Source organism: Pseudomonas sp. P4_B4 (genome assembly GCF_056402255.1).
On the sequence record NZ_JBFUHS010000050.1, the window covers coordinates 1 to 26,926 of the forward strand.

21 protein-coding genes and 2 pseudogenes are annotated in these 26,926 nt (G+C 54.4%); 15 read left to right on the forward strand and 8 right to left on the reverse strand.

Features of this window, described 5'->3' with window-relative positions; translation table 11 throughout:
• Positions 1-19: 19 nt before the first annotated feature.
• Positions 20-181 (reverse strand): annotated as a pseudogene (locus AC1DVE_RS29405) (IS110 family transposase); the annotation flags it as partial.
• Between the two features lie 280 nt (positions 182-461).
• On the opposite strand from AC1DVE_RS29405, the gene eat reads away from it, so the two are divergent.
• From eat to AC1DVE_RS29455, 10 genes are all read left to right on the forward strand, one after another.
• The gene (gene eat, locus AC1DVE_RS29410) at positions 462-1,835 is read left to right on the forward strand and encodes an ethanolamine permease (RefSeq protein ID WP_008052345.1); all 1,374 of its coding nucleotides are present in this window, start codon (positions 462-464) and stop codon (positions 1,833-1,835) included.
• Between the two features lie 107 nt (positions 1,836-1,942).
• Positions 1,943-3,337, forward strand: coding sequence for an ethanolamine ammonia-lyase subunit EutB (locus AC1DVE_RS29415; protein ID WP_223453615.1), 1,395 nt, complete (start codon positions 1,943-1,945; stop codon positions 3,335-3,337).
• 8 nt (positions 3,338-3,345) lie between these two features.
• Positions 3,346-4,170 carry an ethanolamine ammonia-lyase subunit EutC gene (eutC, locus tag AC1DVE_RS29420; RefSeq protein WP_223453616.1) on the forward strand — a complete coding sequence of 275 codons (825 nt, stop codon included), beginning with the start codon at positions 3,346-3,348 and terminating at the stop codon, positions 4,168-4,170.
• A 113-nt stretch (positions 4,171-4,283) separates the two neighbouring features.
• Complete coding sequence (locus AC1DVE_RS29425; protein ID WP_223453617.1) at positions 4,284-4,745, forward strand: GNAT family N-acetyltransferase; 462 nt, start codon at positions 4,284-4,286, stop codon at positions 4,743-4,745.
• Positions 4,746-5,014: 269 nt separating this feature from the next.
• The gene (locus AC1DVE_RS29430; RefSeq protein WP_223453618.1) at positions 5,015-5,671 is read left to right on the forward strand and encodes a DedA family protein; all 657 of its coding nucleotides are present in this window, start codon (positions 5,015-5,017) and stop codon (positions 5,669-5,671) included.
• Between the two features lie 4 nt (positions 5,672-5,675).
• Complete coding sequence (locus AC1DVE_RS29435; RefSeq protein ID WP_223453619.1) at positions 5,676-6,488, forward strand: M90 family metallopeptidase; 813 nt, start codon at positions 5,676-5,678, stop codon at positions 6,486-6,488.
• Positions 6,489-6,601: 113 nt separating this feature from the next.
• Positions 6,602-7,129 carry an inorganic diphosphatase gene (ppa, locus tag AC1DVE_RS29440; RefSeq protein ID WP_007894323.1) on the forward strand — a complete coding sequence of 176 codons (528 nt, stop codon included), beginning with the start codon at positions 6,602-6,604 and terminating at the stop codon, positions 7,127-7,129.
• Between the two features lie 229 nt (positions 7,130-7,358).
• Entirely contained in the window at positions 7,359-8,105 is a 747-nt protein-coding gene (locus AC1DVE_RS29445) for a LexA family transcriptional regulator (protein ID WP_223453621.1), read from the forward strand.
• Between the two features lie 439 nt (positions 8,106-8,544).
• Positions 8,545-9,759, forward strand: a complete 1,215-nt coding sequence (locus AC1DVE_RS29450; RefSeq protein WP_477784384.1) for a tyrosine-type recombinase/integrase — start codon at positions 8,545-8,547, stop codon at positions 9,757-9,759.
• 65 nt (positions 9,760-9,824) lie between these two features.
• Entirely contained in the window at positions 9,825-10,580 is a 756-nt protein-coding gene (locus AC1DVE_RS29455) for a hypothetical protein (RefSeq protein WP_477784385.1), read from the forward strand.
• A gap of 142 nt (positions 10,581-10,722) precedes the next feature.
• Here the strand turns inward: AC1DVE_RS29455 and AC1DVE_RS29460 are convergent, their stop codons facing one another.
• Together AC1DVE_RS29460 and AC1DVE_RS29465 are read right to left on the reverse strand one after the other, a co-directional pair.
• Positions 10,723-11,715: a YagK/YfjJ domain-containing protein gene (locus AC1DVE_RS29460; protein ID WP_477784386.1), complete on the reverse strand. Its 993-nt coding sequence runs from the start codon at positions 11,713-11,715 to the stop codon at positions 10,723-10,725.
• Between the two features lie 315 nt (positions 11,716-12,030).
• On the reverse strand, positions 12,031-12,258 hold the full coding sequence (locus AC1DVE_RS29465; RefSeq protein WP_477784387.1) for a helix-turn-helix transcriptional regulator: 228 nt from the start codon (positions 12,256-12,258) through the stop codon (positions 12,031-12,033).
• A 1,020-nt stretch (positions 12,259-13,278) separates the two neighbouring features.
• Here AC1DVE_RS29465 and AC1DVE_RS29470 point away from each other — a divergent pair.
• From AC1DVE_RS29470 to AC1DVE_RS29480, 3 genes are all read left to right on the forward strand, one after another.
• Positions 13,279-14,247, forward strand: coding sequence for a DUF932 domain-containing protein (locus AC1DVE_RS29470; RefSeq protein WP_477784396.1), 969 nt, complete (start codon positions 13,279-13,281; stop codon positions 14,245-14,247).
• Between the two features lie 90 nt (positions 14,248-14,337).
• Complete coding sequence (locus AC1DVE_RS29475; protein WP_477784388.1) at positions 14,338-14,535, forward strand: hypothetical protein; 198 nt, start codon at positions 14,338-14,340, stop codon at positions 14,533-14,535.
• A gap of 50 nt (positions 14,536-14,585) precedes the next feature.
• On the forward strand, positions 14,586-14,912 hold the full coding sequence (locus AC1DVE_RS29480) for a hypothetical protein (RefSeq protein ID WP_477784389.1): 327 nt from the start codon (positions 14,586-14,588) through the stop codon (positions 14,910-14,912).
• Positions 14,913-14,940: 28 nt separating this feature from the next.
• Here AC1DVE_RS29480 and AC1DVE_RS29485 read toward each other — a convergent pair whose 3' ends face one another.
• Entirely contained in the window at positions 14,941-15,297 is a 357-nt protein-coding gene (locus AC1DVE_RS29485) for a helix-turn-helix domain-containing protein (protein WP_477784390.1), read from the reverse strand.
• A gap of 276 nt (positions 15,298-15,573) precedes the next feature.
• Between AC1DVE_RS29485 and AC1DVE_RS29490 the strand changes: the two genes are divergently transcribed.
• Positions 15,574-16,323, forward strand: a complete 750-nt coding sequence (locus tag AC1DVE_RS29490; RefSeq protein ID WP_477784391.1) for a hypothetical protein — start codon at positions 15,574-15,576, stop codon at positions 16,321-16,323.
• A gap of 106 nt (positions 16,324-16,429) precedes the next feature.
• Here AC1DVE_RS29490 and AC1DVE_RS29495 read toward each other — a convergent pair whose 3' ends face one another.
• The 4 genes from AC1DVE_RS29495 to AC1DVE_RS29510 form a co-directional block, all read right to left on the reverse strand.
• Complete coding sequence (locus AC1DVE_RS29495; RefSeq protein WP_477784392.1) at positions 16,430-17,695, reverse strand: ATP-binding protein; 1,266 nt, start codon at positions 17,693-17,695, stop codon at positions 16,430-16,432.
• A 2-nt stretch (positions 17,696-17,697) separates the two neighbouring features.
• Positions 17,698-20,532: a TrlF family AAA-like ATPase gene (locus AC1DVE_RS29500; RefSeq protein WP_477784393.1), complete on the reverse strand. Its 2,835-nt coding sequence runs from the start codon at positions 20,530-20,532 to the stop codon at positions 17,698-17,700.
• A gap of 737 nt (positions 20,533-21,269) precedes the next feature.
• The gene (locus tag AC1DVE_RS29505; RefSeq protein ID WP_477784394.1) at positions 21,270-22,736 is read right to left on the reverse strand and encodes a phospholipase D-like domain-containing protein; all 1,467 of its coding nucleotides are present in this window, start codon (positions 22,734-22,736) and stop codon (positions 21,270-21,272) included.
• On the reverse strand, positions 22,736-26,191 hold the full coding sequence (locus tag AC1DVE_RS29510) for an AAA domain-containing protein (protein ID WP_477784395.1): 3,456 nt from the start codon (positions 26,189-26,191) through the stop codon (positions 22,736-22,738). Before AC1DVE_RS29510 ends, AC1DVE_RS29505 begins: the two co-directional genes overlap by 1 nt.
• Positions 26,192-26,451: 260 nt before the next feature.
• Here AC1DVE_RS29510 and AC1DVE_RS29515 point away from each other — a divergent pair.
• Positions 26,452-26,706 (forward strand): annotated as a pseudogene (locus tag AC1DVE_RS29515) (IS66 family transposase); the annotation flags it as partial.
• Positions 26,707-26,926: the final 220 nt, after the last annotated feature.

Here is a 26,926-nt window from a genome sequence, read left to right on the forward strand (position 1 = left end):
CCACAGGCTTCCATCACGAGGCTTCCATCACGATGGTGCAGGGCTCGAGATTTGCCAGGTGCTGCATGAGCGTTACCCGATTGAATTTTTTTCGGTACAGCTCGTGACCACGATCATCCTGTGCATGTAGATGAAAGGTGTGTTTTCCCAAGTCGATGGCGGCAATAGCTACTTTGTTCATGGCAACGATCTCCGATGAGCCCCCTGCGAAAGCTTAGTGGGCGATCACAGGGGGCAGCGGGGGTAGCCATTTCATTAGGGGATTTGTGTAAACCCGCATCAGGTAACCAACACAAGTCCAATGTGGGAGTGGGCTTGCTCGCGAAGGCGTCCTTAATGAAACAACCCCCTAGGCCTGGCCGCTCTGGCACGGGCCTTGCGTACCCGTTATTCAGGAACTGCACCCAACCCGTCGTACCCGAAAGTCCAAAAGATTGAACAATAAAAATTAGAGAGGACTTATGACTACTTCTTCCACACAGCTCAAACCTACACTCGGCACCCTGCATTTATGGGGCATTGCCGTCGGCCTGGTGATTTCCGGCGAGTACTTCGGCTGGAGTTACGGCTGGGGCACCGCAGGCACACTGGGTTTTCTCGTCACCGCGCTGATGGTGGCGACGATGTACACCTGCTTCATCTTCAGTTTCACCGAACTGACGACGGCGATTCCCCACGCTGGCGGGCCGTTTGCCTACAGCCGCCGGGCCTTCGGTGAGAAAGGCGGGTTGATCGCCGGCATCGCCACCCTGATCGAATTCGTCTTTGCACCACCGGCCATCGCCATGGCCATCGGCGCCTACCTCAACGTGCAATACCCGGAACTTGACCCGAAAATCGCTGCTGTTGGCGCCTATTTCGTGTTCATGGGCCTGAACATCCTCGGCGTCAGCATCGCGGCCACCTTCGAGTTGGTGGTCACTGTGCTGGCGGTCGCCGAATTGCTGGTGTTCATGGGCGTGGTCGCCCCGGGCTTCAGCTTCAGTAACTTCGTACTCAATGGCTGGTCGGGTTCGAACGAGTTCACGATGGGCTCGATTCCCGGTATTTTCGCCGCCATTCCCTTCGCGATCTGGTTCTTTCTCGCCATCGAAGGCGCGGCCATGGCTGCCGAAGAAGCCAAGGACCCGAAACGCACGATCCCCAAGGCCTACGTCAGCGGCATTCTGACCCTGGTGTTCCTGGCCATCGGCGTGATGGTGATGGCCGGCGGCGTCGGCGACTGGCGTCAACTGTCGAACATCAACGACCCGCTGCCCCAGGCGATGAAAGCCGTGGTCGGCAATAATTCGACCTGGATGCACATGCTGGTATGGATCGGCCTGTTCGGCTTGGTGGCGAGTTTCCACGGGATCATTCTTGGCTATTCCCGGCAGTTCTTCGCCCTGGCTCGCGCCGGTTACTTGCCCAAAGGCCTGGCCAAACTCTCGCGCTTCCAGACTCCGCACCGGGCGATTCTGGCCGGTGGCGTGATCGGCATCGCGGCGATCTACAGCGACGGCCTGGTCAACCTGCAAGGCATGACCCTGACGGCGGCGATGATCACCATGTCGGTATTCGGCGCCATCGTGATGTACATCATCAGTATGCTGAGCCTGTTCAAGCTGCGTAAGACCGAACCGAACCTGGAGCGCACCTTCCGCGCGCCGGGCTATCCGATCGTGCCGGGGATCGCGTTGTTCCTGGCGGTGGTGTGCCTGGTGGCGATGGCCTGGTTCAACACCCTGATCGGCCTGGTTTTCCTCGGCTTCATGGTTGCCGGTTACCTGTACTTCCAGTTGACCGCCAAGCAACGTTCCGAGGCACCGGCAGACGCTATGCTCGAAGGTATATGAATGCACCGGCGCCGGGCCCCGAGCCTGGCGCCTGCATTATTGAAGTGCATGCAATTCCCCACAGAAAAGCGGATCGAATTTTTGAATTGATCAGGAGGCCCCGCCCCATGGCCGTATATGCCCATTCCGTCGGCGCCCAGACCTATCGCTTCGACAGCCTCAAGGATGTGATGGCCAAGGCCAGTCCGGCGCGTTCCGGGGATTTTCTGGCCGGCGTCGCGGCCCTCAATGACGGCGAGCGCGTCGCGGCCCAGATGACTTTGGCCGACATCCCGCTATCCCACTTCCTGCAGGAAGTGTTGATTCCCTATGAGTCCGATGAAGTCACCCGACTGATCATCGACACCCACGACAAACAAGCCTTCGCGGTCGTCAGCCACCTCACCGTCGGCGGCTTTCGCGACTGGCTGCTCAGCGATGCCGCCGACGAGCCGGTCCTGCGCGCCCTCGCCCCCGGCCTGACTCCGGAAATGGCCGCCGCCGTGTCGAAGATCATGCGCGTGCAAGATCTGGTGCTGGTGGCGCAAAAAATCCGCGTGGTCACACAGTTTCGCGGCACCCTGGGTCTGCGCGGCCGACTGTCCACGCGCCTGCAACCGAATCACCCCACCGACGAACCGGCCGGCATCGCCGCGAGCATTCTCGACGGCCTGCTGCACGGTAACGGCGATGCCATGATCGGCATCAACCCGGCCACCGACAGCATCGCCTCGATCTGCGCCATGCTGGAGATGCTCGACGCGATCATCCAGCGCTACGAAATCCCGACCCAGGCTTGCGTGCTGACCCACGTCACCACCTCGATTGAAGCGGTCAATCGCGGCGTCCCGCTGGATCTGGTGTTCCAGTCTATTGCCGGCACTGAAGCAGCCAACGCCAGTTTCGGCATCAACCTCAACATATTACGGGAAGGTTACGACGCAGGATTAAGCCTCAATCGCGGCACGCTGGGCCAGAACCTGATGTACTTCGAAACCGGCCAGGGCAGCGCCCTGTCGGCCAACGCCCACCATGGCGTCGATCAACAAACCTGCGAAACCCGCGCCTACGCCGTGGCGCGGCATTTCAACCCGTTCCTGGTCAACACCGTTGTCGGCTTCATCGGCCCGGAATACCTGTACAACGGCAAACAGATCATCCGCGCCGGCCTCGAAGACCACTTCTGCGGCAAGCTTTTGGGCGTGCCCATGGGCTGCGACATCTGCTACACCAACCACGCTGAAGCCGACCAGGATGACATGGACACCCTGCTGACCCTGCTGGGCGTGGCCGGGATCAACTTCATCATGGGCATCCCCGGCTCCGACGACATCATGCTCAACTACCAGACCACCTCGTTCCACGATGCGCTCTACGCCCGGCAGACCCTGGGGTTGAAGCCCGCACCGGAATTCGAGCAGTGGCTGGCGAAAATGGGCATCTTCACTCAAGCCGATGGCAGGGTTCTCTTCGGCGACAGCCTGCCGTCGGCCTTCCGGCAGGCCTTGGCGCAACTGGGATGAGCATTGACATGGACAAACTACTCTTCGATCCACACAACCCTTGGCTGGAACTACGACGCCTGACACCCGCGCGAATCGCTCTGGGCCGCACCGGCACCAGCATTCCCACCCGCGCACAACTGGACTTCCAGTACGCCCACGCTCAGGCGCGGGATGCAGTGCACTTGCCGTTTGACCATGCCTCCCTCAGCGCGCAATTGGCCGAACGTGATCGCGAGTGTCTTTTGCTGCACAGTGCGGCGACGGATCGCAACACCTACCTGCAACGCCCCGACCTGGGGCGAAAACTCGGTGATGCATCAGCGCAGACCCTGCGTGATTACGCGACGGCCCATCCGGGTGGCGTGGATCTGGTGATCGTGGTCGCCGACGGCCTGTCGGCACTGGCCGTTCATCGCCATACCCTGCCGTTTCTGACGCGCTTCGAAGAACAAATGGCGGTCGACGACTGGACTATCGCGCCAGTCATACTCGTGGAACAGGGCCGGGTGGCCGTCGCCGATGAGATCGGTGAGTTGCTTGGCGCAAAAATGACCGTGATCCTCATCGGCGAACGCCCTGGTCTCAGCTCTCCGGACAGCCTGGGTTTATATTTCACCTACAATCCCAAGGTCGGCCTTACCGATGCCTACCGTAATTGCATCTCCAATGTCCGGCTTGAAGGGCTGAGTTACGGCATGGCGGCACACCGTTTGCTGTATTTGATGCGTGAAGCCTGCCGGCGGCAGTTGTCAGGGGTCAATCTGAAGGACGAAGCGCAGGTTCAGACACTGGAGTCGGACTCGGGAGGCGACATGAAAGATAATTTCCTGCTCGGCCCACCGAATACCTGAACCGCTCCGCATTGCACATTCGTACCAGTTTCAGGCAGGATCGTTGCGCGGCCGCCAAGGGTTTCCCATCGCCGTCAGAGACGTAAGACAGCCACTTGAAGACGAGACCTACCATGCGGATTATTCAAGCGACCCTCGAACACCTGGACCAGCTGACCCCGTTGTTCGTCAAATATCGCGAGTTTTATGGTTCCCTGCCGTATCCGGACTCGTCCCGGGCGTTCCTCGAAAAACGCCTGCGTCGCAAGGAGTCGGTGATCTACCTGGCGCTGTCCGATGACGACAGCAACAAACTGATGGGTTTCTGCCAGCTTTACCCGAGTTTCTCCTCGCTTTCGCTCAAACGTGTGTGGATCCTCAACGATATTTATGTCGCCGAGGACGCCCGCCGCCAGTTGGTGGCCGACAACCTGATCCGCACCGCAAAAAAAATGGCCAAGGAAACCAATGCCGTGCGCATGCGTGTTTCCACCAGCAGCAACAACGAAGTCGCGCAGAAAACCTACGAATCCATCGGATTCAAGGAAGACACCGAATTCAAGAACTATGTGCTGCCGATCAGCGACGAACTCTGAATCACCGGCACCTGCTCGCGATGGCATCGACTGGATAACACTGGTCCAACGAGGCGACGGCATCGCGAGCAGGCTCGCTCCCACCTGTTCGTTATCAAACATCAACCCTGTCATGACATTCCCCGCTACAATCTCGACGCGATTTTCACCACTCGCCTCGTATAATCCCGATATTCCCGGCTTGTAAGAAAAACTACCGTTATCCGTAGTCTTACGCGAAGTCATCCGCACAGGCCTGCTGAGTCGGGCCATTACCACAGGTGCTTTTCATGGATTTCAACCCGATCGACATCGTCCTGCATCTCGACGTCTACCTCGACATGCTTGTAACCAACTACGGGGCATGGATCTACGCCATTCTGTTCATGGTGATCTTCTGTGAAACCGGCCTGGTGGTCATGCCCTTCCTGCCGGGCGACTCCCTGCTGTTCATCGCTGGCGCCGTGGCGGCCGGTGGCGGCATGGACCCGGTACTGCTCGGCGGTCTGCTGATGCTCGCGGCGATTCTGGGCGACAGCACCAACTACATCATCGGACGAACGGCGGGTGAAAAACTGTTCAGCAATCCGAACTCGAAGATCTTCCGTCGTGACTACCTGCAACAAACCCACGACTTCTACGACAAGCATGGCGGCAAAACCGTGACCCTGGCGCGCTTCCTGCCGATCATCCGCACCTTTGCACCGTTCGTCGCCGGTGTTGGGAAAATGCCTTATCCGCGGTTCTTCGCCTTCAGCGTCTTTGGCACTGTCCTGTGGGTCGGCGGGCTGGTGACGCTCGGTTACTTCTTCGGCAACGTGCCGTTCATCAAGAAGAACCTGTCTCTGCTGGTAGTCGGCATCATCCTGTTGTCGTTGGTGCCAATGATCATTGGCATGGTGCGTAACCGCCTTGCAGGTTCGAACTCCAAAGCCGAATCGCGCTGACACGATGTGGTCCCTGAGCGCCTGGCGTCGCCGGCGCACCCTGGCAAAGCACCCGATTGCCGATGACATGTGGCAACGGGTGCGCCATCACCTGAGTTTTCTCGATGGCCTCAGCGCCGCCGAAGACCAATGGCTGCGCGAAGCCTGTGTGCTGTTTCTCGAAGACAAGCACCTGACGGCCCTGCCCGGTGTCGAACTGCATCAGGAACAACGCTTGCTGCTCGCAGCCCAGGCGCAACTGCCGCTGCTACACCTCGGCGACCTGAACTGGTATCAGGGCTTCCACGAAATCATTCTCTACCCCGACGACTTCCTCAGCCCCCAGCGCCATCGCGATGCCAGCGGCGTCGAGCACGAATGGGACGGTGAACACAGCGGTGAAGCCTGGCAGCAAGGCCCGATCATCCTCGCCTGGCCCGGCGTTATGGCCAGCGGAGGATGGGAAGGCTACAACCTGGTGATCCACGAACTGGCGCACAAACTCGACATGCTCAACGGCGTCGCCAACGGCCTGCCGCCGCTGCATGCCGACATGCGCGTCAGCGACTGGGCCAACGTCATGCAGGAGGCCTATGACGACCTTGACCGGCAACTGGAACGCAATCCCGATGCCGAAACTGCCATCGACCCGTATGCCGCCGAGAACCCTGCCGAGTTCTTCGCCGTCACCAGCGAATACTTCTTCAGCGCCCCGGATTTGCTGCACGAGGCTTATCCGCAGGTGTACCAGCAGTTGAAGCTGTTCTATCGCCAGGACCCGCTGACGAGGTTGAAGCAACTTCAGGCGCATGATCCTGTCTATCAGGCACACCAGTGAGCGCCATACGACTTCTGGTCCATGGCGTCGATACAGGAATATGCCTATAATCGCCGCCACTTTTTGGTCAATCCGGCCAAGTGTTTTTGGTCAACTAACGGGGGCAACGCCCAATGAGCTACAGCAAGATTCCGGCTGGCAAAGACCTGCCGAACGACATCTACGTCGCGATCGAGATTCCGGCCAACCACGCGCCGATCAAATACGAAATCGACAAAGACAGCGATTGCCTGTTCGTTGACCGTTTCATGGCCACCCCAATGTTCTACCCGGCCAACTACGGTTACATCCCGAACACCCTGGCTGACGACGGTGATCCCCTCGACGTGCTGGTCGTAACCCCTTACCCGGTTGCTCCAGGTTCGGTAATCCGCGCCCGTCCGGTCGGCATCCTGAACATGACCGACGACGGCGGCGGCGATGCCAAAGTCATCGCAGTCCCACACGACAAGCTGTCCCAGCTGTACGTCGACGTGAAGGAATACACCGACCTGCCAGCGCTGCTGATCCAGCAGATCGAGCACTTCTTCGCGAACTACAAAGATCTCGAAAAAGGCAAATGGGTGAAGATCGAAGGCTGGGCCGGCGCAGACGCCGCCCGCGACGCGATCACCAAGTCGGTTGCTGCCTATAAAGGTTAAGAGCAGCCGCGAACTTCAAGCGACAAGCTGCAAGAAAAACCCCGGTTGATCCGGGGTTTTTTGTGGGTGCTTGATAAGCACGCCAAACATGACGTTTAACACCGTTCTATCTTGGTTTTTACTTGTTTAAAATTCCTCAATAGCGTCTTACATCCAGTCGTAAATTTCCCGCGAAATTTGAACGAGGCGTTTATTCAAACCCTTACCAGCCGGCAGTAGACTCGCGTTCATGAAAAAGAACACTAGCGGCCCACGCTTCAAAGCGCTCCTCGAAGCAGCGAACATCACGACCACCGGATTTGCCGAATTCCTGGATACGGCTCCGCAAAATGTACATAACTGGTACACCCGCGGTGTGCCCGCCCATTGCATGGAAGAAGTCGCCAGAAAACTCTCCGTCAGCAGCGACTGGCTGAAAACCGGCGAAGGCTCGAAAGACGCCCAGCACCTGCGCCTGCTCGACGAATCCGGCAACACCTTCGATGCCCAGACCATCCGCGGTGTCTACACGGTCATCGAGCCTGTCGACGTCGAACTGCCTTTGTACAAAGAAGCTGTCATCGCCCCGGGCTCCAACGAGACCCACGTCATAGAAGACCCTGAGCAATCCATCCGCCTGCCCCGCAGCCACCTTGACTCCCTGGAAATCAACCACGCCGACGCCATCTGTGTCTTCATGAGCGGTAACAGTATGGGAGAGAAAATTGAAGACGGTTCGACCCTGGCGATTGACCGTGGCCTGACCCAGATAATCGATGGCGAGATCTACGCCATCGAACATGACGGCATGCTGCGCATCAAGTACCTGCACCGACTGCCGGGCAACTCCCTGCGACTGCGCAGCCACAACCGCGCCGAGTACCCGGATGAAATCTTCAGGGCCGCACAAATCGAAGAGCAGAACATCAGGGTGCTGGGTTGGGTGTTCTGGTGGTCGACCCTGAACAAACGGAGGCCGGCGGTGCCGTTTCTTTAAGCGCTCCAGAACGCCCATCGGCCACCCATCCGGGTGGCCGAACGGCTCTGCCCGGCACTTCCCGCTGGGAATTTGCGTCAAACCTGCGTATGCTGCGCCCCACATTTGCGCATCGACCCGCCTTGCGGCTCAGATGCACTGACCTGGCAGATGACTTTCTCACCAGGTCCCACAGCCGGACGCAAGATCCGGGTGTACGTTTTGAAGGCTGGCGCGGTTTACCAAAAATGATCCAAGCCAGTCCCCGAGAAGCCGGCCACAAGCCGGCTTTTTAATTGTCCAAAATAATCCTATCCCATCCTAGAATCCACCTGATAGCCTAGCTATTCCGGGGGTTTCAGGCGCTCTCCTGTCCGATGGCGTTCTACGCCATTTGACCTCATCCGACGATGAAGTGGGGGGACAGGTGGGGGGACAAGGGGACGACAGGGGAAATCAAATGGGTAAACTGAATCCGAAACAAGTCGAAAACCTGACCGAGCCCGGCACCTACGAAGATGGTGATGGGCTTCGCTTGGTCGTCAAACCTACCGGGCGTAAATCCTGGCTACTTCGCTTCCAACTGGCAGGCCGTCGCAGAGAGATGGGCTTAGGCTCCTTTCCTGAGGTCAGTCTCAAGAAAGCTAGACAAGACGCCAGCAATAAACGAAGCCAGTTGAGCGACGGCGTAGATCCTCTTGCCGCTCGCGACATCGAACGTGCTGCCCAACGCGAAGCACAGCGAACCAGCGAGGCAAAACAGCTGAAGTTCGAGACACTCGCGAAAGACTACTGCGAAGCCCACGGGGGCTCATGGTCAGAGAAGTGGCGGAAAGGCTGGCTGCGTAAGCTTGAGCTGTATGCGTTTGATCACATTGGCAAGCTGTCAGCCGATGAAATCGGTACTCCCCAAGTGCTCAAAGTGCTGCAACCGATCTGGGCAACAAAAACCAGAACCGCCGACGAGGTACGAGGGCAAATTGAACAAGTTCTGGACGCCGCAAAGGCACGAAATCTGCGCGAGGGAGAAAACCCTGCTCGCTGGCGTGGACACCTGGACAACCTGTTGAGTCGCGCTGAAAAAAAGAAAGCTCGGAAGCGCGAGCACTTTGAAGCTTTGCGGTGGCAAGACGTACCCACTCTGATGGCTAAACTCAGCGCAGACAACACGCCTGCCTCTCTTGCTGCCCAGTTGTTAATCCTGACCAGCGCACGCGCCCACATGGTGAGATTCGCTCGTTGGGATGAGTTTGATCTTGAAGCAGGCACCTGGTCTCTCCCTGATGAACGTATGAAAATGCGAGTGGCGTTTGTAGTGCCGCTTGCCGGTGAAGTAGTAAAGTTGGTGCAGAGCATTCCACGAAGTGAGGGAAGCACTTATCTATTTCCAGGCCAAGGTAAGACGGGAGTCATGCACGCAAACGCCATACGAACGCTCCTTCACGCTATGGAATACGAACACATCACGCGACACGGCTTTAGATCTTCCTTTCGGGACTGGGCAGGTGAATGCACTCACTACCCACGCGAAGTTTGCGAGATGGCACTTGCGCATGACGAGCGTGATCAAACTGAGGGCGCCTATTCTCGCTCCGATTTTCTCGACAAGCGCCGTGCCTTGATGGAGGACTGGAGTAGGTTTGCAATGACTCCAGCGACGGCAACGCGACGCTGACATTACGACAACTTCCGCCCTGCCGGGTGGGCGTTCGGTTAACTCACTGAGCTCGTAGGATAAACATGTCATATAGACCCGATGTTAAAAATGAGAATAGTGTAACGGAGAATACTCCATTGTTATTTACACCGGTTCAATATGTAGTGATGAGCAACGAAGAAATTGGCAGTTGTACGATTCATGAAGCCATCAGCAGGAACCTCCTGATACTCCGTAACTGCGCCTTCGAACCTCTATTTGAGAAAGACGACTATTCCACGCTACTGAGCAAAATTAGACATGCCATTGGCGACCCCACTCTGCAAGCTGAGCTAGTACAAAATTGGAATAGCGAAGACAATGCGCACGAGCCGAGCCAAGAAGCCGAAGCCTTTCTTAATCACTTTAAACATGCCTGTCTGTACATAGAACTGGCGAGAGCCGCCGAGGAGCAAAAAGAGCACACTAGGGCTTGGGCATTTAACAACTATGCTAGCCTAATGGTTGGTGAAACCTCAGAGAAATCAGAAACCATCCTCTACCACATTGAAATTCGCCACCATTCAAAACAGAACAGCAAAAACGCTCAGGGAGGAAGTAATAATCTTATCCCTGTCAAGGAGGAGGCGGCAAGACTGCTAGAGGAGATGAAGCCGGAAGGTGGCTGGCCCAGTTACAGAAGAGCAGCAATTGTTTTAGAGGCGCCAATGGCTGAGTATATCAGCCATAATCGTATACGCGGCTTGACCGCATCAAACATTCGAAACCTTCTAGAGAAAACTTGGATGCCTAAGGATAAAATTGTTAATGATGCCTGGTTAAAAAATAAGCGTGCCTAAAGTGTAGACGTTTAGATTGATCTGGCAGTTACCGGAAAACCGGTTGCAATTGCCAGATCAAATCTAAAGTTTCCGCACTGTCACCCTCCAGCAGAGAGCGTAGCCCTTGGCCTACCACGCGGATCTTTGGGGGTAGGCCGATTCATTTTCCCATACCGCGCCCTTCAGTCTGAAGCCTCATGTAAAGGTCTGTCTTGGTAAGGTAAACCACCGCCTTCTGTAAACCTTGGCGCATCTGGACATTTGCATGATCGACCATCCCAATCCCACAGCTCTTATAGGCGCGCTTAACCGCATTGCAGTTGTAATACAGGCCTCGACCTCTCGTGACCACATTCGTCCAATACCGGCCTATCTGGATGGCTTTCGTTATATCTTCCCGAACCTTGGCTCCGTCGAAGAAAAACATCACATGGTAATGAAACCCCTTCTCCGGCCCATGCTCCAGCTTCCAAATGTAGCCTACCATGTCATCAAACATTTTGTTTGATCTAGCGTTCTCAAATAAACGCTCTCTATCCCGTGCAGCATCTGCTTGTGTAATTGTTGAGCTCTCTTTTGAATAGGAAAGATCAACTCTCAACACCAGCAATCTAGAAAAGCGTTCAAACAACGCACCAACATACTCCATTAGCTCTTTGTAGTTTTTATTGCTAGACCGCTGATAGCTATTGAGTCGAGATAAAAATCGCTTGGACCTTACCTCTCGGCGCATCTTATCCACACATTCATTCAAGCGCCTCATAAGCGCAGTAGCGTCGTAAAGACTCGCCTCCATGTCCGGGCATGAAAAAACTCGGTAAAGATCATTTTCTTTGCAGCATTCCACTGCCATCTCGACATAAGGCTCAAACTTATAAAGTGCATTGAATCGAGGACCGGTAGGGATGGGCACCTTAACGAGCTTTCTTAGCAACACCCCTGGAGCATTATAAGTCACACAAGCACGATCATCACCAATGGCTTTTAACCCAAACGCATCTCCTTCCGATTGAATAAGCTTTTGCACCAGCAATGACCCACGCTTCAAGATGCAAATCGACCTAACATCCAAAGCACCTACTTCACCCACCCCACTTACTTGCATCAAACTCTTACTTACGAGCGCAGTAAGGCGCTCCTCGTGACCAACCATCACAATTACCCCTTTAATGATTTTAACCTGAGATAGCTACAGACTGACTTGACTGATGATCAAGTCAATCCTTTCCGCCTCGACATCTATTTGACACCCCCTCTCGCTACTAGACTAGTAATAGCAAGTACTAATAATACTAATAACATATAAACCAGAATTATTCGGGCAAGCCAATCTCAACCAAAGCACTGACAGCAGTGGACCTCGCAATAAAAGCACGCATTAAAAAGTTATACGGAGTTAATGTTCGAATCCAGCACAGAACAACAAAGTATTTTCAGACCTTTCACCGATGAAGAGGCAATTCAACAATTAGCGCACCCCCTTGGCAGAGATGCGCTGCTCAATCCAGGTCGTGATTTCGGAGTCAATCCAGCCAATGGCCACAGCCCCCAGCTTGATCGGTTTTGGAAACGAGGCGTCGTACCTTGGCGACTGGGTATCCATGCGGTCGTAGATCGTTGACCGCCCAAGACCGATACGCTCGGTCAATTGCTTGAGGCGCAAAATCCTCGGGTAGAAAACAGTCTGTGTGCTCATCACTTGCCTTCTCGTTGTTTAGCGGTGGTGAGACTTTAGATCTCCCTCGCTCCAACAGATAGGCTGACAGCGACCAGTATTTTTTTCCGAGATTCGGGAATGCTGACTCGAACCTGACGAACACGGTATCTGCCTGAAAGAATCGCTTGAACTCTTGGCTGTCAACAGCAAACCATCGGTGTCGCCTTCCGCCCCTATGCCGGAAAAACGGAGTGAATCCAGGTGGCTTTGTTGGAAGCCTACCGACTGGCATCTGACTGAGCTCCATGGTCGCGCCCCATTTGAGCTAGGGTACTGATCAAGCAGGAGGCTCGAATTGGCGGGTTGGTCGCTGGCTATGTCATAGCGTATTCACGTAGTTTTTCACCAGCGATGCGTTCCATACCAAACCGTTGATCACAGGGCCTTCAATGGCGCGAAAACAACCATTTCTGCGCCATAGGAACTAACTCCATACTGAAAGAACTAACTTCGTATGATTTGGGCTGGCGAACGCAGGCTGATCAGGATGTCACGAACACTTGGCCTCGTTCCAAACGCCACATTGAAACGCAATTCACGCCTATATCACGACACTGAATATCCATCATGGAATCCAACACCATGTCATTTCAGCGTCCTCGCCGTAACTCCTCCAAGATTGCTTCGTTCAGTACAGCCATGAAGATCGGCGCCGTCGTTGGCTCAGTCGCTGGTGCTGCGCGGCTGCCCACATATAGCTTTGAGCGTTTGTTCTATTGGCGCCACTGTCGGGCTTCTTTCCGTACCGCTTGGCATTACCCTCGGCAGAGTCTCCAGCACTGTCCTCGGCGGACTCAGCGCTGGCGTGGGGAGTTGTCCCTTGGTGCTCATGGCGATTCCTTGGATCGCTACGTACTGACCAACAACCGCGGTCTGATATGCAGGCACAGCTTCAATCTGCCGATTTAATCCACCCCCTCTCTCCTCCCCTAACCCTTCCGGCACGTGCTGCGCTCTGCGCAGTGCTTATGCCGACCTGCATCCAAAGGAATCTTTCTCATAGCTCATCTCATTGAACAAATGGCTTACGTTGGCGCTACGCCCTGGCATGGCCTGGGCTCTGCCCTATCACCGAATCAACCGCTGGAAATCTGGCAGCGTGAAGCGGGCATGAACTGGCAGATTCAGGACAGCCCTGTTCATTTCAAGGCCGATGCCATCGGCCATCTGGGCAGCATTCATTCGTTCCCGGAACAAAAGGTGCTGTATCGCTCCGACACCAAAGCACCATTGTCGGTGGTCTCCCATCGTTATCAAGTGGTGCAGCCGCGCGAAGTTCTGGAGTTCTACCGAGACCTGACGGAAGTCTCGGGCTACGAGTTAGAAACCGCTGGAGTACTCAAAGGTGGGCGCAAATTCTGGGCGCTCGCCAGAACCGGACAAGCGATGGCTCTGAAGGGCAATGATCAGGTCAGCGGCTATCTGCTGCTCGCAACGTCCTGCGACGGGACATTGGCCACCACCGCGACGCCCACCACTGTTCGCGTGGTATGCAACAACACCCTTAGCATTTCCCTGAGTGGCGCCACGCATGCCATTAAGGTGCCGCACCGCACACGCTTTGATCCGCAAACTGTCAAAAAACAACTGGGTGTTGCCGTCTCGCAATGGGACGAGTTCATGTACCGGATGCGCACCCTCTCCGAACGCAAGGTTCAGTCGAAAGAGGCCCTTGGCTTTTTTATGAACGTGCTGTGCGACATCAACGCCCATACCCCCATTCCCAAGGTGCTACCAAACAAGCGGGCGATGGAGAATGTACAAAGCCTGTACGAAGGAAAAGGCCGAGGTGCTGATCTGGTGTCTGCTCGCGGCACCGCCTGGGGCTTGCTGAACGCTGTGACGCAGTACGTGGATCACGAACGTCGTGCCAGAAGCTCGGAGTATCGAATGGATTCCGCCTGGTTTGGCCAAGGTGCGGTGATTAAACAAAAAGCGCTGGATGCCGCCTTACAACTCGTGGCGTGAGCCAAGAACAACCACTCATGAAACTTCAAAAGCTAAAAGCCAGCGATACCGCTGGCTACTGCCCCACTCTTCTATACAGGAGTACTTTCCATGACGCTGCTACGATTCATTTTCTACGTGTTCATCTTCATCAGCATACTCGCCGGCAGCAGCACATTCGTGCTGGCTATCTGCTTGATGCTGCGCTTTCCGCCACTGTTGTTTGCCGTCCTATTGGGCTGCGGTCTTTTCGCTCACTTCCTAGGAAAAGCAGACACCTTCATTGCAAGCAGCGCCAAACAACGATGAGTCCGTCACTCCCCCCACATTCTTTCATTCACCTTCGCAGGAGATTCAGCATGACCATTCGATGCCTAATCTGCGACTCAAGAGTTGTCATATCCGAGAATACTGCCGAAGCCATCGCGCTGCTCATTGGAGCAACTAATGGTTTTTTGCGCGGTATTAGTAACGAACGCGCTCATGCGCCCCGCAGCTCGAAGGATTACCCAAAGAATCCGCTTATCTCAATCTTTTATCTGTTAGTACGTGGAGTTGTGGGGGCTACAACTGGCTGCACTGACAGCGCCGCATTTTCCCAAGCCGTGAAGAAATACCATTTCAGCGGTTATGACTACCTCTGCCTTCGCTGCGGTGCTCGGTACGATGAGCAGGCCCATACCTGAGCGCCCGTAAACTTTCCGAATCGCCTAGCTATTCGTCATGTTCGCGCCCCAGACGTGCAACCAAACGCTCGACAAAGTCTAAGACCAGTCGCCGGTCAGCCTGATCCAAGGGCGCCAGTAATAGACTTATCCGGCTAGCCTGGTCATCCGAACGCGGACTGGCTTCGGTCAACAACTCCGCTGCCTCGCACTCAAAGATCGCTGCAAACTCGAACAGTCGTGCGACGTTGGGAATCACAACGCCACGCTCAATGCGTGAGACCGCCTCGTTGCCAATGCCCAGTCGCTCGGCAACCTCCTCCTGAGTCAACCCCTTGCGGATTCGTTGCTTGGCAATGGCATGGCCAATCACGCCCCCTTGGTCATTCAGATTAATTCCCGTCACGACGCCCTCCCATTTCAACCTAGATGGTTGGGCATCACCCCATTGACATGAAGGACCTTAAAAGTTGAAATTCAACCTAAAAAGCAGAGTTGACTTTCTCGATGCTCGCCTGCCTCCAGGAAAATCTACTAGATAAGGAAATCCTCGCATGCACTTTCACTTTGATTTCGATATCGCTCCACAGCGGTATCTGCCGTAGATGCTCGACTCATCCCCTTGATTAGCCCTCCTGTAGCTCACTCATTCAATAAATCCCTAGCCCACAAGGAATGCCTCATGAAAAGAATCATGATTGCTGTAACTCTACTGCTGACAGCCACAGTACAAGCCGAAGAAAGGATGTTTTACGAACGCCCGATCTTCATGACCGACAAAGTTCCAGAAAGCATCTCCTGTGAACGCCGCACCGGATTGATCTCTGAATGCGCGGTGGCCATCCCCGCGAAATATCCAGCCAAGATGGTGAACGCCGATGGTTCGGGCTTGAAGATCGTACAGGTCGATACCTTTGCCCAAATCTTCTGCACGTTCGGCACATGCTTCGATGAAAAGACCCAAGCACCGGCTGGAGATGTTTCACGCCCGTATGGTGCTGAAGAAAACATGGCTAGTCGTTGGTATGTGAACGAAGGCATGTATCTGTACCAAGATGATTCGGGAAAAGTAACTGCTTGGAAACGTGGTTTCGGCCCGAAAGGCGATAAGTACCCGCCGTACGCGATTTACACCGAATCCAACTCGGCAAACATCACCGCAAGGGAAAGTGCATCTAATGAAGTCGTGAAGCTCAATCATCCGGAAAATCAGACATACAGCAACGCAGAAGTTTGGTCCGTATGGTGCGAAGCTGGAAAATCCACCTGTGATGTCGCAGGCAAAGCAAAGGACAAACAAAAGCTATTCAAGGAAATACCGATAGCTTCTTGGGGGTATTGCCAAGGTGACTTCTGCTACGGCGATGAATCGCTCACGGATGTAATCGGATTAAATCCAGCTCTGTACAACACATCCGGCAAAAAAATCTAATTACCCCAGAGAAGTCAGGAAATGGTGTCCACCTAAATGAGGTGATCACCATCTCCTGGACGCTTGGTATGCTCTCCCAACGCTTACGACCCTAAGCAGCCTGCACTTAGCCTTCTACTTCGATAGAGGCAGCTGGAATAACCAACAGCAGTTCAGACTCATCAACAAGTTGATAAATTGGACGAATACCGGATAATCGCTCGCTACTATCTAGAATAATCTGAACACCCTCACCACGTTTATCCATCATGGCACTGCGCCCTGAAAGATCCCGCTCTTGGTCTGGAACATTACACTTCGCGAGTAAGCTAGTAACTTCCTCGTTCCTTGCCGCCTGGCGATAGGGCAGACTATCCACCGTCATCGTGTTCGGAATCATGCCTGGTGAATAAAGCTCTAACCTGTCAGCAAACATGCGTAACCGAATCTTTGCGCCGTGGATGGCATAGTCACGGTGAGCGACAGCATTCACCACGGCCTCGAACACTGCCGTAAGGTCAAATTGCGGCACATCGTGACGACCCTCTTGTTTGCTGGCGACAACACGCATATTTTTTTTGACGAAGTGACAGGCCCCAAGTACCTGCTGATCGAGCGGACCAGTAATATCTTGTGCGTCGAGTTGATAGGCCTGATCACCTTGCGGCAATACTTCTTTGCCTCTATACGCGACAGCCTGGATGAAGGCATTGGGCAACCAGCGACGAGGATCTTGAGTCGCCATCAAGACGCCAGTAATTGTGGGGCGTAAGACTTCGTCAGTATCTAGACGTGCCATAGCAAGCTTGTCGAGAAGAACCTCTCGACTATCGTTCACGCGCGGGCTGGCGAAACGCTGCCATAGTTCAGGTTGCAAGTCGTCGAGCGTAGCCCCAGGGACTGGTTGCTCATCGAAGCGGATAATGCGCGCTTGACTACGTTGTTGGAACTGCCGTGCTAGATACTCTGGTGCCATCTCACGTTTGGCGCTACCAACCCGATGCATATAGCCTCCTGGGCTTCTATGCACAAAGAGGCTGCGAGGTATCTCTACCTTTATAACAGGTAGCTGCTCACCCGTAATTGATGGAAGAGTCAAGCGCTCAATTACCGGGTTGAGCGACGGAGTAACAGAGTTAATGCAAATCTCGCGAATAAAATCCTCGACAACGTCGAGCCTATCGAGAGCAATGCCTACGACTTCTCGCCGATCGTCCACTCCCATGACGCAGACACCACCGCGGCTGTTCGCAAACGCAGCCAACTCATCGGCCAACGAATCGCGGTGGGGGGCGGTAACCCTGTTACCGGCAAGACGAACCTCTTTCAATTCCAAAAAAGAATCTTCGCCCAACCGAATTTTCTCGATCAGATCAATGGGGTTGTCATACATCGTTAAACCTCTCTTCCCAAGCGCTGGTAACGTCGCTCAAAGGCGTCTTTACCTCCCTCCATCACCTTGCAGATTTCCTCTCGCATGGCCTTGTTCTGCAATGATCCTGACTGGCTGACGAAACACTGATGGTTGAAGTCGAGCACATGAATCATCTCAGCGTCGCCATTGACTACGATATTTGGATTGTGGGTAACAATGATGAGCTGTCGTCGCTGCTTGTTGGCGCGAATTTGCTGCACCACCAGATCATAAATTAAATGATTGTCCAGATCGTCTTCGGGCTGATCCAAAACTAGAGGCTCATCTCCGTGAGCAAGCAAGAAGGCCAACATAGCTGCGGCACGCTGACCAGCCGAAGCCTGCCCAATCGACTGAAAATCTTTTCCGTTGCCTTTACGACTGTACTCTACCTGCAAGCCATCCTCGGGAAACCAGCACTGAATGTGATTGATTAGCTCGGGGCGTTTTTCAGTTTCGCCTGTCAGGTATTTGTTGAACCAACCACCAAACTCAGCTGAACCGCGACATGACGACACCAAGCGATTTTGCAATTGCTTGATAGCCTCTTCAAGGTGCTGTGTGGTTGATTCGTCTGGCGTCTCAAGTAGATCAGCTGCTAGAAGCAAATTGGCAATTAGCCCCTTAGCCGGGGTATCACCTTGTGATTCGGTGTAAATATCATCCTTGAACTTGTCTGGAGCCCCTAGTAAATCTCGTAGCGAGCGATCCATAGCTTGAGCATCGCGACCATAAGGAATCAAATTCATCCGAACAAAATGGTTTTCTGCCAGAGTTTCTTCAAGAAATTGCATACGCGTCGCACTAATGGCTTGGCGTGCATGCCAAACGTGTTCGAGCTGCGATTTGGCATGCGCTCTCAAGTCGTCGAACTGTTTTTTCAGTGCATCCAGCCGTTTGACTTCTGTATCTAGACGTTGTCGCTCCTGCACCAGTCGTCCATATTCACTAGGGTCATTTACACCCTGAGTCTGCAAATCGGTTTTCAGGGCTTCATAATCGACTCTTGCCTTCTCAACCTGCGCTTGCCAGCGACTCTGCAACAATTGCTCTTTGAGCGCGCCGCTGTTGTCGACTAGTTGCTGTGCTATGGCCTCTACCTGAGCTTGGGCTTGTGCAATGGACGAGGCTAATTGCTGAACAATCGCCAGCGCGTCATTATCGGCGACGAGGTCGAATACGCTTTCGGGTAAATCTTCGGCCAGTAAGTCCCCCGCCAACTCACGCAGACGCGTTGCCGTTTCAATTACAGTATCAAACTGTCGGTCCATCTCTCGGGTTTGGCGGCTAGTTCGCTGATAAGCCTTCAGCACCTCAGCATGGTGAGCATCCTCAAAGCGCGCTAGCTTACGTTGCACATCCTGAAGGGTAAGATTCAGTGCCTCACGCCCTTTGAGCTTGCCGTTCAGCTCGCGCAATTTTGCGCAGGTACTGAAGAATCCATCTTTGGCCTCTTCGAATAGTTTTTTTGCAGTATCCGTCCCAGCGGCTTCGTCTATTACTTGTAATAGAGCCTGTTGGCTTTCACCCGCCAGAGCAGCGATTTGCCCCTGACTAAACAACCGTACGGGGAAGCGTTGCTCGGTTATGGCCTGGCTCTCGGATGCTTTCCATTGAGAGGTGATTTCATCCCACTCCTCAACGACTTGCCCTTGCCCATCTTGTTGCCATAACAAGCGATGCCGGACCCCATCGCGGCATAGCGTAAGCGTAATGCGCGTAGTGGCGAGCAGGCCGCCCAAATCATTCCGAGTTTTGGCAGTTTTGTTGAAGCGCACAAAGGTCTCGCTGGCCTCGCCGCTTGTGCCCAGCTCGCGCTCTCGTCGGTAAGCTAACCGAAGAGCGTGTACGATTGTGGACTTACCAGTGCCCCGACCGCCAACCAACGCATTCAAATAAGGGTTGAACTTCAGTCTGGTGGGTTTGTTACCACGCCCCATGAAGCGAGCATCGGCTATTTCGATAGCCTCGATAAAGTGTTCAGGTCTGTCGAATGGGGAAAAGGGTTCGACGTCGTCACTACGACGCACTGAAACACCTTGCCCATCTAATAGAGCCAAACGCAGGCCTTCCAAAGAAGGCTTGGCCATCTTGATCCAGGTATAGCGCGAACCAGGTACGGCTGGGCCTTGGAAGGTATGGCAGTCGGAACCAATTACTTCAGCCCAGTTCAATTTTGACTGGATGTAGGCTGATGGCTTAGGAGCTGCGGGGGTCAACACCTCCATGGCCAACACACCAGGATTGCTCAATAACAGCTCTACGGTTTGATGGTCAAGAACAGACTGGATGGAGCCTTCTGCTTTGAGTTGCAGCAAGCCCTTACTAGCGTCGGCATGGGCAGGAATAGGTAGCGCGCCAGCCTCAATTACGGCTTGCACCACATCTGCCGCACTTCGACGGGTGACACCGTCACTATCTCCCTTTGTACCGCTGTAATCGACTCTGCCTAACAGCGAATCAATGTCACTGGTTGTGGCATCGGTACCGAAAATCGCTAGTAGATGGAAGCCTCCATTGACGGAAAGCTCCACTCCAGGAAACAAATGTAGCTCGCGAAACCCTTCAGGCTGATCTTCCTGCATGGTCGCGTAAGCGGCCTTTAATTTGTCTACCCAAGCACCGCTGTTGTGGTCAGTGACCGCCACGCAGTCAATACCTGCCGCCATGTATTTCAGGAGCCATTGCTTAGCTGTTAGCTCGTCAAATGTCCCCATCGCCCTCTGCCAAGCGTCCGTATCCTTGGATGCGGGGGTATGCGTATGGAAGTCAAATTTCCACCAGCGAGCGCCGGGGTAGGTCCATTGAAAGCTCATTGAAACTCCTCAGCCAGAGCACAAAAGGTGATTCTGCATATTCCTTGAACGCTCTGTTCTGCTGGATTTTTGGCTCCCTTGGCCATCGGCATGTCCGTGCTTTCCCTTCGAATCATGTCTTTATCCAGCACTTTGTAGAGACGGTTTTCTGCGCATCAGCAAGGATCAGCAACTCCATCATCGAAGGAGTGAAACGACGCTAGCCCCAGGTGTGTTTCTCCCAAGTGCGAGCTTATCATCGATAAGCCAGTGAGCACCCTACAACCCTTATGAACGAGGTTTGCGTTGAGGCTGAGACTCAGGGTGTTGGCGCTGATTAATTCAAACTCAACCTATTGCCCCCCTTATAAATCAAGGCTTGCAGGGTGTCCGCTGTGGGAAAAACCGAATAAATCACCATCGCTCTAGCATGCTGTTTCAGAAATAATTTACCCACTATCCCGTGAGGCCATCACCACATCCAGACATAGCGAGCTGGCTGCGCATTTCGCAGTGCCAGGAACGTGGTAATCGAGCCCTCCAACTCGCGAACCGATCTGCGCGATAGCGTTGTTGAAGCGGCGAGGTTACGCCCAACGTTTAACATGAGCAGCATACAACAGCGGCACAGCGCCAGTCGGAGCGCGATTGTGTGTCCGTTCGATAGAGGGGTAGTTTTTTGCCCTTTACCACCAACTAGACCTTAGACGCCCGAATTAGGAACTACTAGAGCGGACCCGGATTGTGAGGCCATACGATCACCCCCGTTTCCCAATGCTTGATTGATTGGCGGTGGACTTCCCTGAGTACCCATTTTCAAGCAAGTTCAAGCCCTTCTCGAACTCGTTGTCAACATACGCCTTCTTGCGAATGACGACTCCGCCCTCATCGCGAGGTTTGTCGCGGGGATCACCTTTGAACGACAGCCAGTTAAAACTGGTGATAACAGCGAAAGCGTCGTCGGACACAAGTGTCTTCCGATGGGTATTACCAACGAAGACAAACCTGAAATTCTTGTATCGCTCGGCCAGTTGCTTGAGGTCTTTTTCGGCAGCTGGCGTGATTGGAATCTTGTTTCTCGCCGCATCCGTTCCCCTACCCCCGCCTTCACCGTCCTCGAGGCCATAGCCAATGTATACATCGACACCCTGGCGAAGCAGGGCCTCAAGAGATGCGACGAACTCCCAGTTCACTACCTGATGGCGTATCCAAGGCGAAATGATCAGCAGGCGCTTCTTAGAGGACAGCAAGGCCTTCTTGAGCAGTCCTGGATGCTCATGGCAAAGGATCGACTGAATCGTTTCCCCAGCAGCTTCTGCGAATGCATTGGAAGCTATTTTGGCACTTTCCGAAACATTGCCAGTAGAGACATCCTTTCGTACAGGGATAATGGGCAAAATAGACGAGTAATCGGCCATCTGCTCGATCACCTCAGGCGCCAACTCAGTTTGCACATTGCTTAGCAGTTTAGCGCCCACTAGCTCATGGCCGCCCAGCTCGCGAAACCGGGCTTCGTGCTCCAGCGAGGGTCCATCTTCGCGCCAGAACGCCACATCAACTTCACTCGGCTGAGCGAGGCTCCTGTAGAACAGCATCACGCATGGCAAATAGGTCAGCTCTCTGCGCTCAATGCGACGGACCGCTAGGAGATCACCCGTGTTCTCTCGTCCTGCGAGTTTGCGCGCCAGTACGCGATTGAAGTCTTCAAGCGGAATGTCTTCAACTTCTGGTCGTTTGGATACTCCAGTGGGAATCTCAAAGTAGCCAAACTCCCGCATATCGCGAGGCTTGAACAAAGCGATAGGGTTAATGAACAGCAGTCGCCGGTTAATGGCATCCAGGCAGATTTTGAGTGTCCTCTCCTGGGGTGTGATAGTTGCGGCTTCCGTCAGTGCGATTCTGCCCTTACTGGTAACCAACACTTTAGGCTTGCCCTCGTCTACAGCTCGTATATAGCTGATGAGTTCCAGTGTATTCAGACCTGCGAATACCGGGGTCAGCACGTTGCTGGAAAGGCCGAGAAATGCAGAGATGTCATCCGGGGTATCGAGCCCGGCCGTTACAGCCTTCAAGACACCTTCGTCGATTGGACTCAGCGGTTTGTGTTCAAGAGTAAGTACCCGAACAGTCAGCAGGTATACGGGCAGGCCGGCCTCCTTGAATGAGGCCAGCTCATAGCCCGCTCGCGCTGAGCCAGCTTCTTCAAGAACGTCTTCCAATTTCATCACTGCAGCTCCTCCATAATGCAGCCATTGGGGTTGCGTCGAATGTAGTCAACGACGTCCCTGAGCGGATTCACCGCGCCTTCCGAAGTTTGGCAATACAAATGGTCTCCGACGATAGCGAGTAGGTCCTTGGCACGCGACAGCGCGACGTTGATGCGCTCCATTTCCCGCAGGAAACCAAGTCCATGAGCCTCGGAGCGGGTCACCGAGAAAATCACCATGTCGGCTTCACGGCCCTGGGACGCATCCACCACATTGATGAAGATTTCCGAGAAGCTGCTCCACTCATGGCAGCGCGTCTGGATGGCCGTTCTGAGACGTTGCTTCTGTTCTCCGTAGCCGGTAAGCACAGCCACCGAAATTTTCTTATCTTTTCCCCGCCCATTCCTAATACAAAAATCGATACGCGAAAGCAGAGAAACTACCTGTTTAATTTCCAGCTCATTAAAGTGTGAGGTGCCGATTTTTTTCGATGCTCGACTCCCCATCTTGCTAGTGGAGTACCAAGTCACCGCGTGTACCTGTGCGCTTGCAAGATGGGGCACTTCGTCCCGCTCAATGCTCTTCAGGCGTCCACCGTAGAAGCATTCAGAGATCAAATTCCCGATTGCAGGAATCATGCGGTGCTGAGTTGTCAGTGTTCTGTGCAGTTCAGTTGGCAGGCTATCGCTTAGATGCCTGAACAGCGTTGCCTTCTGGTCCTCTGCAGACAAACTGTATTTAGCAAGCAAGCCGGAGGTCCGCAACTCCGGGTCCTGGAACGGAGACAACTGCTGGTTATCACCAACCAGCACGGTTCTTCTTACCCGCGACATCGGAACCAGCGCTTCCGTCGGCGTCGCGATGGAAGCCTCGTCCACGATGCACAGGTCGTAGGTAATATCGTTGCTTCCGGGCACCCCCATTACCCCTAAGCAGGTACCTGCGACGATCTGCGAGGACGCAATGACGGCCGCCCTGAATTCCCGGCTACGGCCAAACCGCGCTTCCCATTCTGCATGGGCAAGTAGGAGCTTCTTAAGCTGCTTGCCTTCATCAGTATTGTTCGAGTATACGTCCGCCCATTCGCGCAGATCCGTTGCAGAACAATGCGCAAACTCTTTCAGATCATCCTTGCTCTCAAACTGCTCAAAAAGCTCCTTCATGGACTCTTTCAGTTCCTTGGCAAGCTCATCCCGTTCGTGCGTGAGGCCTTGCAGCCGCTCATCAAGATCCGCCTGCTGCTCCGCATCCATTGTCTTCCGAACATCATCCGCCAGCTGAGGCCGTAGCTCCTCAATGCCGGCTGCCAGCTCCTCTAGACGGGCCTTGAGCCCCGCATGCCTCTCGAGTGCCATCGCCCGACGGATGTCGGTCAGGCTCAGTCCGTGCTCCAGCGCCCAGCGCTCGATAAAGTTGCGTCCTGAAGCCAATGCTTCCCTGCGCATTTCCGGCAACTTGGCATCCAGCAGCAGCCTTTTGCTGCCCGCCGAGATACGTGCGTCTGTTTCGTTTCCGATCCGCACTGCACGCACCTGGTCCTTGCTGTAGCCGACTATGCGCTCCAGCGAGTTGTCCAGTGCAACATGGGTTTGCGAGGTCAGCAAAATCCGCGCATTCGGGTTTGCCTTCAGGGTTTGCAGCACAAGCTCGGTGATAAAGGTAGTCTTGCCAGTCCCGGGCGGTCCTTCCACCAGCATCAGCGCGGGGCCGGAAAGCGCCATGAGAACGGCATCTTTCTTGTCCTCATCCATGTGCCCCTGGATAAAGTCCACTCCGGTTACGGCAGGTGCAGGAACGCTGCCAGGATTCAGAATGAAGCAGCCCAGCTCCGGATTCACTGCCCTCCCATAGCGAACCGCCTCAACCGCCGCCTTCTGCTTGTTGAGCGCGATATCCGACTTGCTTGTATCCACCTCCACGGTGCCGCTTTGAGGCAGTTCGGAGGCCTCAACCTTGCTGCGCTCGTTTGGCCTGATCAGGATGCTGTTGTCATCACATGAGATGACCGAACCACTGAATTTCTTTGAGCCGGTGCCGACGATAACGTCCTGATCCGCCAGCAAAGCCGTTTCGAAGCCCTGAGACAGAATCAGCCTTGCAAACTCTCCACTGCTCTCAACCTTATGGTAGCGAACACTAGCCTTGCGCTGCTTTTCGAGATCGGTTTTCGCGCTGAGTAGATCGAGCCATGATTTATAGAGCGCCTGCTCACGTTTCTCCATCACTCGCTGTTTCTGATCCGCCGAATAAGCGAGGACCTGCTCCAGAAAGCGATACAGGACTGTGGAGGCATACTGCCCCGCACCTCGCAGCGCGAACTTGAAGTCTACGGCACAGGCTCCAGCCCGTTTGTGCTCTAGCTCCGAAGACGAATAGTCGAGTGCCATTACAAGCAACAGTTTCGTGTTCGAGCTATCGAAAACTGCGGTGTAGCCATACTTCTGACCAAAAACTCGGAACCTACGGTTCGGCCGCTCAATTGTAGGAGGGATTTCCTCGCAGCATGCCGCCTCAAGATCGCGCTCCGCGAAGCGCTCAGCCTGATCTCCGCGCAATCCAAGATCGTACTCGATAACATCAAGGACTTTTTTTGTAAGCCCGAAGATGACCGTTCCAAGCATTTGCCGTTCTGCTTCGGGCTTCAAACGTAGCAGCTCACCCTGAAACACTACGACATTTTGCGGCCTTGCCGCAGGCTCATCGAGAGCCAGGCACCGGCGGAGCAATCGACGCACATCTTCTTCAACGAGAACATCCTCCAGCGCTTGAAGCAACTCGCTATGGTTGACAGGCACCTTTTCACTTAGCGCCGCAACGGCCAGAGCTGCATAACCAAAAACATCGCGGCTGTAACTGTAGTTGCCATCATCGAGTTCGGGGGGCGCGAAGGGTGCTGAGGCAAACTGTGCCAGCGTCACACCCGGAGCAAGAAAATCTCGGATCTTGGAGATGCCGAAATCACAGATCTTGGGTAGCCCTTCTTCGGTGACCAGAATGTTGGAGGGCTTGATATCTCGGTGAACAGTCGAGCGCGAATAGGCGAAGACCAGACCATCGAGCACGCCCTTGCCTATGGCAGTGAAGAACTCATCCCAGTTCGCAAACGAGCGCGCTTCACAGACTGATTTGAGGTCCTGCTCGACCCAGTCCATTACGATAAAATGAACAGCATGCTCATCATCCCGACCAGAGTCGCGGATCCGCACAATGTTGGGGTGGTTCAAGTCGGATAGCGCCTGCACTTCACGGCGGAAAGATTCTTCGATGACATCATCTGTGCCATCGCCAGTGCGGAAGACCTTCAAGGCAACAGTATCGCCGGTGTCGGTATCTGTTGATTGGTAGACCGAAGCCAAACCGCCGCTGCGTGGAGCTCCACGGGTGACATAGCGGCCATCTGCGAAAGTCAGGCGATTGGCTTCACGGCGTTGCTGAGTTTCCTTCAGGGTCAGTATTTTCTTGCTTCCGGTCATCGAAGTTCGCTTCCTTGTAACGGAACAAAAAAAATTGTTATCAATAGACCTGAGCAAAGAGGCGCATTGCTGCCATTGTGTCTTGCGCTGTAAATCGCTTTGCACATTACGTACTACTACGGCTATCAGCCCTCACGACGGTCAGAGTCCGTTTGGGGACGGCTTCAGCATCGCCATCTCTGCTTTCTTGGTGATGCCCTACGCGGTTGAAGCATAGAGGATCCATGCAGATATGCACTGCAGGCTGCACTTCACCGCGGATGCTCGATGCGCTGCGTGATGCTGTCCTCAAACATGGCTTGATCCACGCCGATGAAATGTAGGTGCATGTGCTCACTCCGGGCGCTAAAAAGACATACCGAGCCTATGTCTGGGCCGACGCCACCAGCCAGTTCTCGGACTTGGCGGCGGTCGTTTACGACTTCAGCCCGAGTCGTGCTGGCGAGCATGCCCGAAACTTCCTGGCAAACTGGAACGGCAAGCTGGTCTGCGACGACTTCGCCGGTTATGTTGCGGCCTGAGTTATGTTGCGGGGGTAAGGGGCGCCGCCTCCCAATCGGGAGTCCGGCGCAAAAAGTGGCACATAAATTCATGCTACAACCCCCGCATGAACGCCATGAGAGATGCTGAATTCGGTCGCAGGCGCACAGCCTTAGGCACATTTGTCACGTCCAAACATGCAAGCGCCTTGGCCTTCATTTCGAGATCGACTTCCGCGTAGATGTGGGTTGTGTC

Excerpts from the sequence above, each read along its gene's own strand:
- eat (WP_008052345.1), top strand. The coding sequence starts at position 462 with ATGACTACTTCTTCCACACAGCTCAAACCTACACTCGGCACCCTGCAT.
- AC1DVE_RS29415 (WP_223453615.1), top strand. The coding sequence starts at position 1,943 with ATGGCCGTATATGCCCATTCCGTCGGCGCCCAGACCTATCGCTTCGAC.
- eutC (WP_223453616.1), top strand. The coding sequence starts at position 3,346 with ATGGACAAACTACTCTTCGATCCACACAACCCTTGGCTGGAACTACGA.
- AC1DVE_RS29425 (WP_223453617.1), top strand. The coding sequence starts at position 4,284 with ATGCGGATTATTCAAGCGACCCTCGAACACCTGGACCAGCTGACCCCG.
- AC1DVE_RS29430 (WP_223453618.1), top strand. The coding sequence starts at position 5,015 with ATGGATTTCAACCCGATCGACATCGTCCTGCATCTCGACGTCTACCTC.
- AC1DVE_RS29435 (WP_223453619.1), top strand. The coding sequence starts at position 5,676 with ATGTGGTCCCTGAGCGCCTGGCGTCGCCGGCGCACCCTGGCAAAGCAC.
- ppa (WP_007894323.1), top strand. The coding sequence starts at position 6,602 with ATGAGCTACAGCAAGATTCCGGCTGGCAAAGACCTGCCGAACGACATC.
- AC1DVE_RS29445 (WP_223453621.1), top strand. The coding sequence starts at position 7,359 with ATGAAAAAGAACACTAGCGGCCCACGCTTCAAAGCGCTCCTCGAAGCA.
- AC1DVE_RS29450 (WP_477784384.1), top strand. The coding sequence starts at position 8,545 with ATGGGTAAACTGAATCCGAAACAAGTCGAAAACCTGACCGAGCCCGGC.
- AC1DVE_RS29455 (WP_477784385.1), top strand. The coding sequence starts at position 9,825 with ATGTCATATAGACCCGATGTTAAAAATGAGAATAGTGTAACGGAGAAT.
- AC1DVE_RS29460 (WP_477784386.1), bottom strand. The coding sequence starts at position 11,715 with ATGGTTGGTCACGAGGAGCGCCTTACTGCGCTCGTAAGTAAGAGTTTG.
- AC1DVE_RS29465 (WP_477784387.1), bottom strand. The coding sequence starts at position 12,258 with ATGAGCACACAGACTGTTTTCTACCCGAGGATTTTGCGCCTCAAGCAA.
- AC1DVE_RS29475 (WP_477784388.1), top strand. The coding sequence starts at position 14,338 with ATGACGCTGCTACGATTCATTTTCTACGTGTTCATCTTCATCAGCATA.
- AC1DVE_RS29480 (WP_477784389.1), top strand. The coding sequence starts at position 14,586 with ATGACCATTCGATGCCTAATCTGCGACTCAAGAGTTGTCATATCCGAG.
- AC1DVE_RS29490 (WP_477784391.1), top strand. The coding sequence starts at position 15,574 with ATGAAAAGAATCATGATTGCTGTAACTCTACTGCTGACAGCCACAGTA.
- AC1DVE_RS29495 (WP_477784392.1), bottom strand. The coding sequence starts at position 17,695 with ATGTATGACAACCCCATTGATCTGATCGAGAAAATTCGGTTGGGCGAA.
- AC1DVE_RS29500 (WP_477784393.1), bottom strand. The coding sequence starts at position 20,532 with ATGAGCTTTCAATGGACCTACCCCGGCGCTCGCTGGTGGAAATTTGAC.
- AC1DVE_RS29505 (WP_477784394.1), bottom strand. The coding sequence starts at position 22,736 with ATGAAATTGGAAGACGTTCTTGAAGAAGCTGGCTCAGCGCGAGCGGGC.
- AC1DVE_RS29510 (WP_477784395.1), bottom strand. The coding sequence starts at position 26,191 with ATGACCGGAAGCAAGAAAATACTGACCCTGAAGGAAACTCAGCAACGC.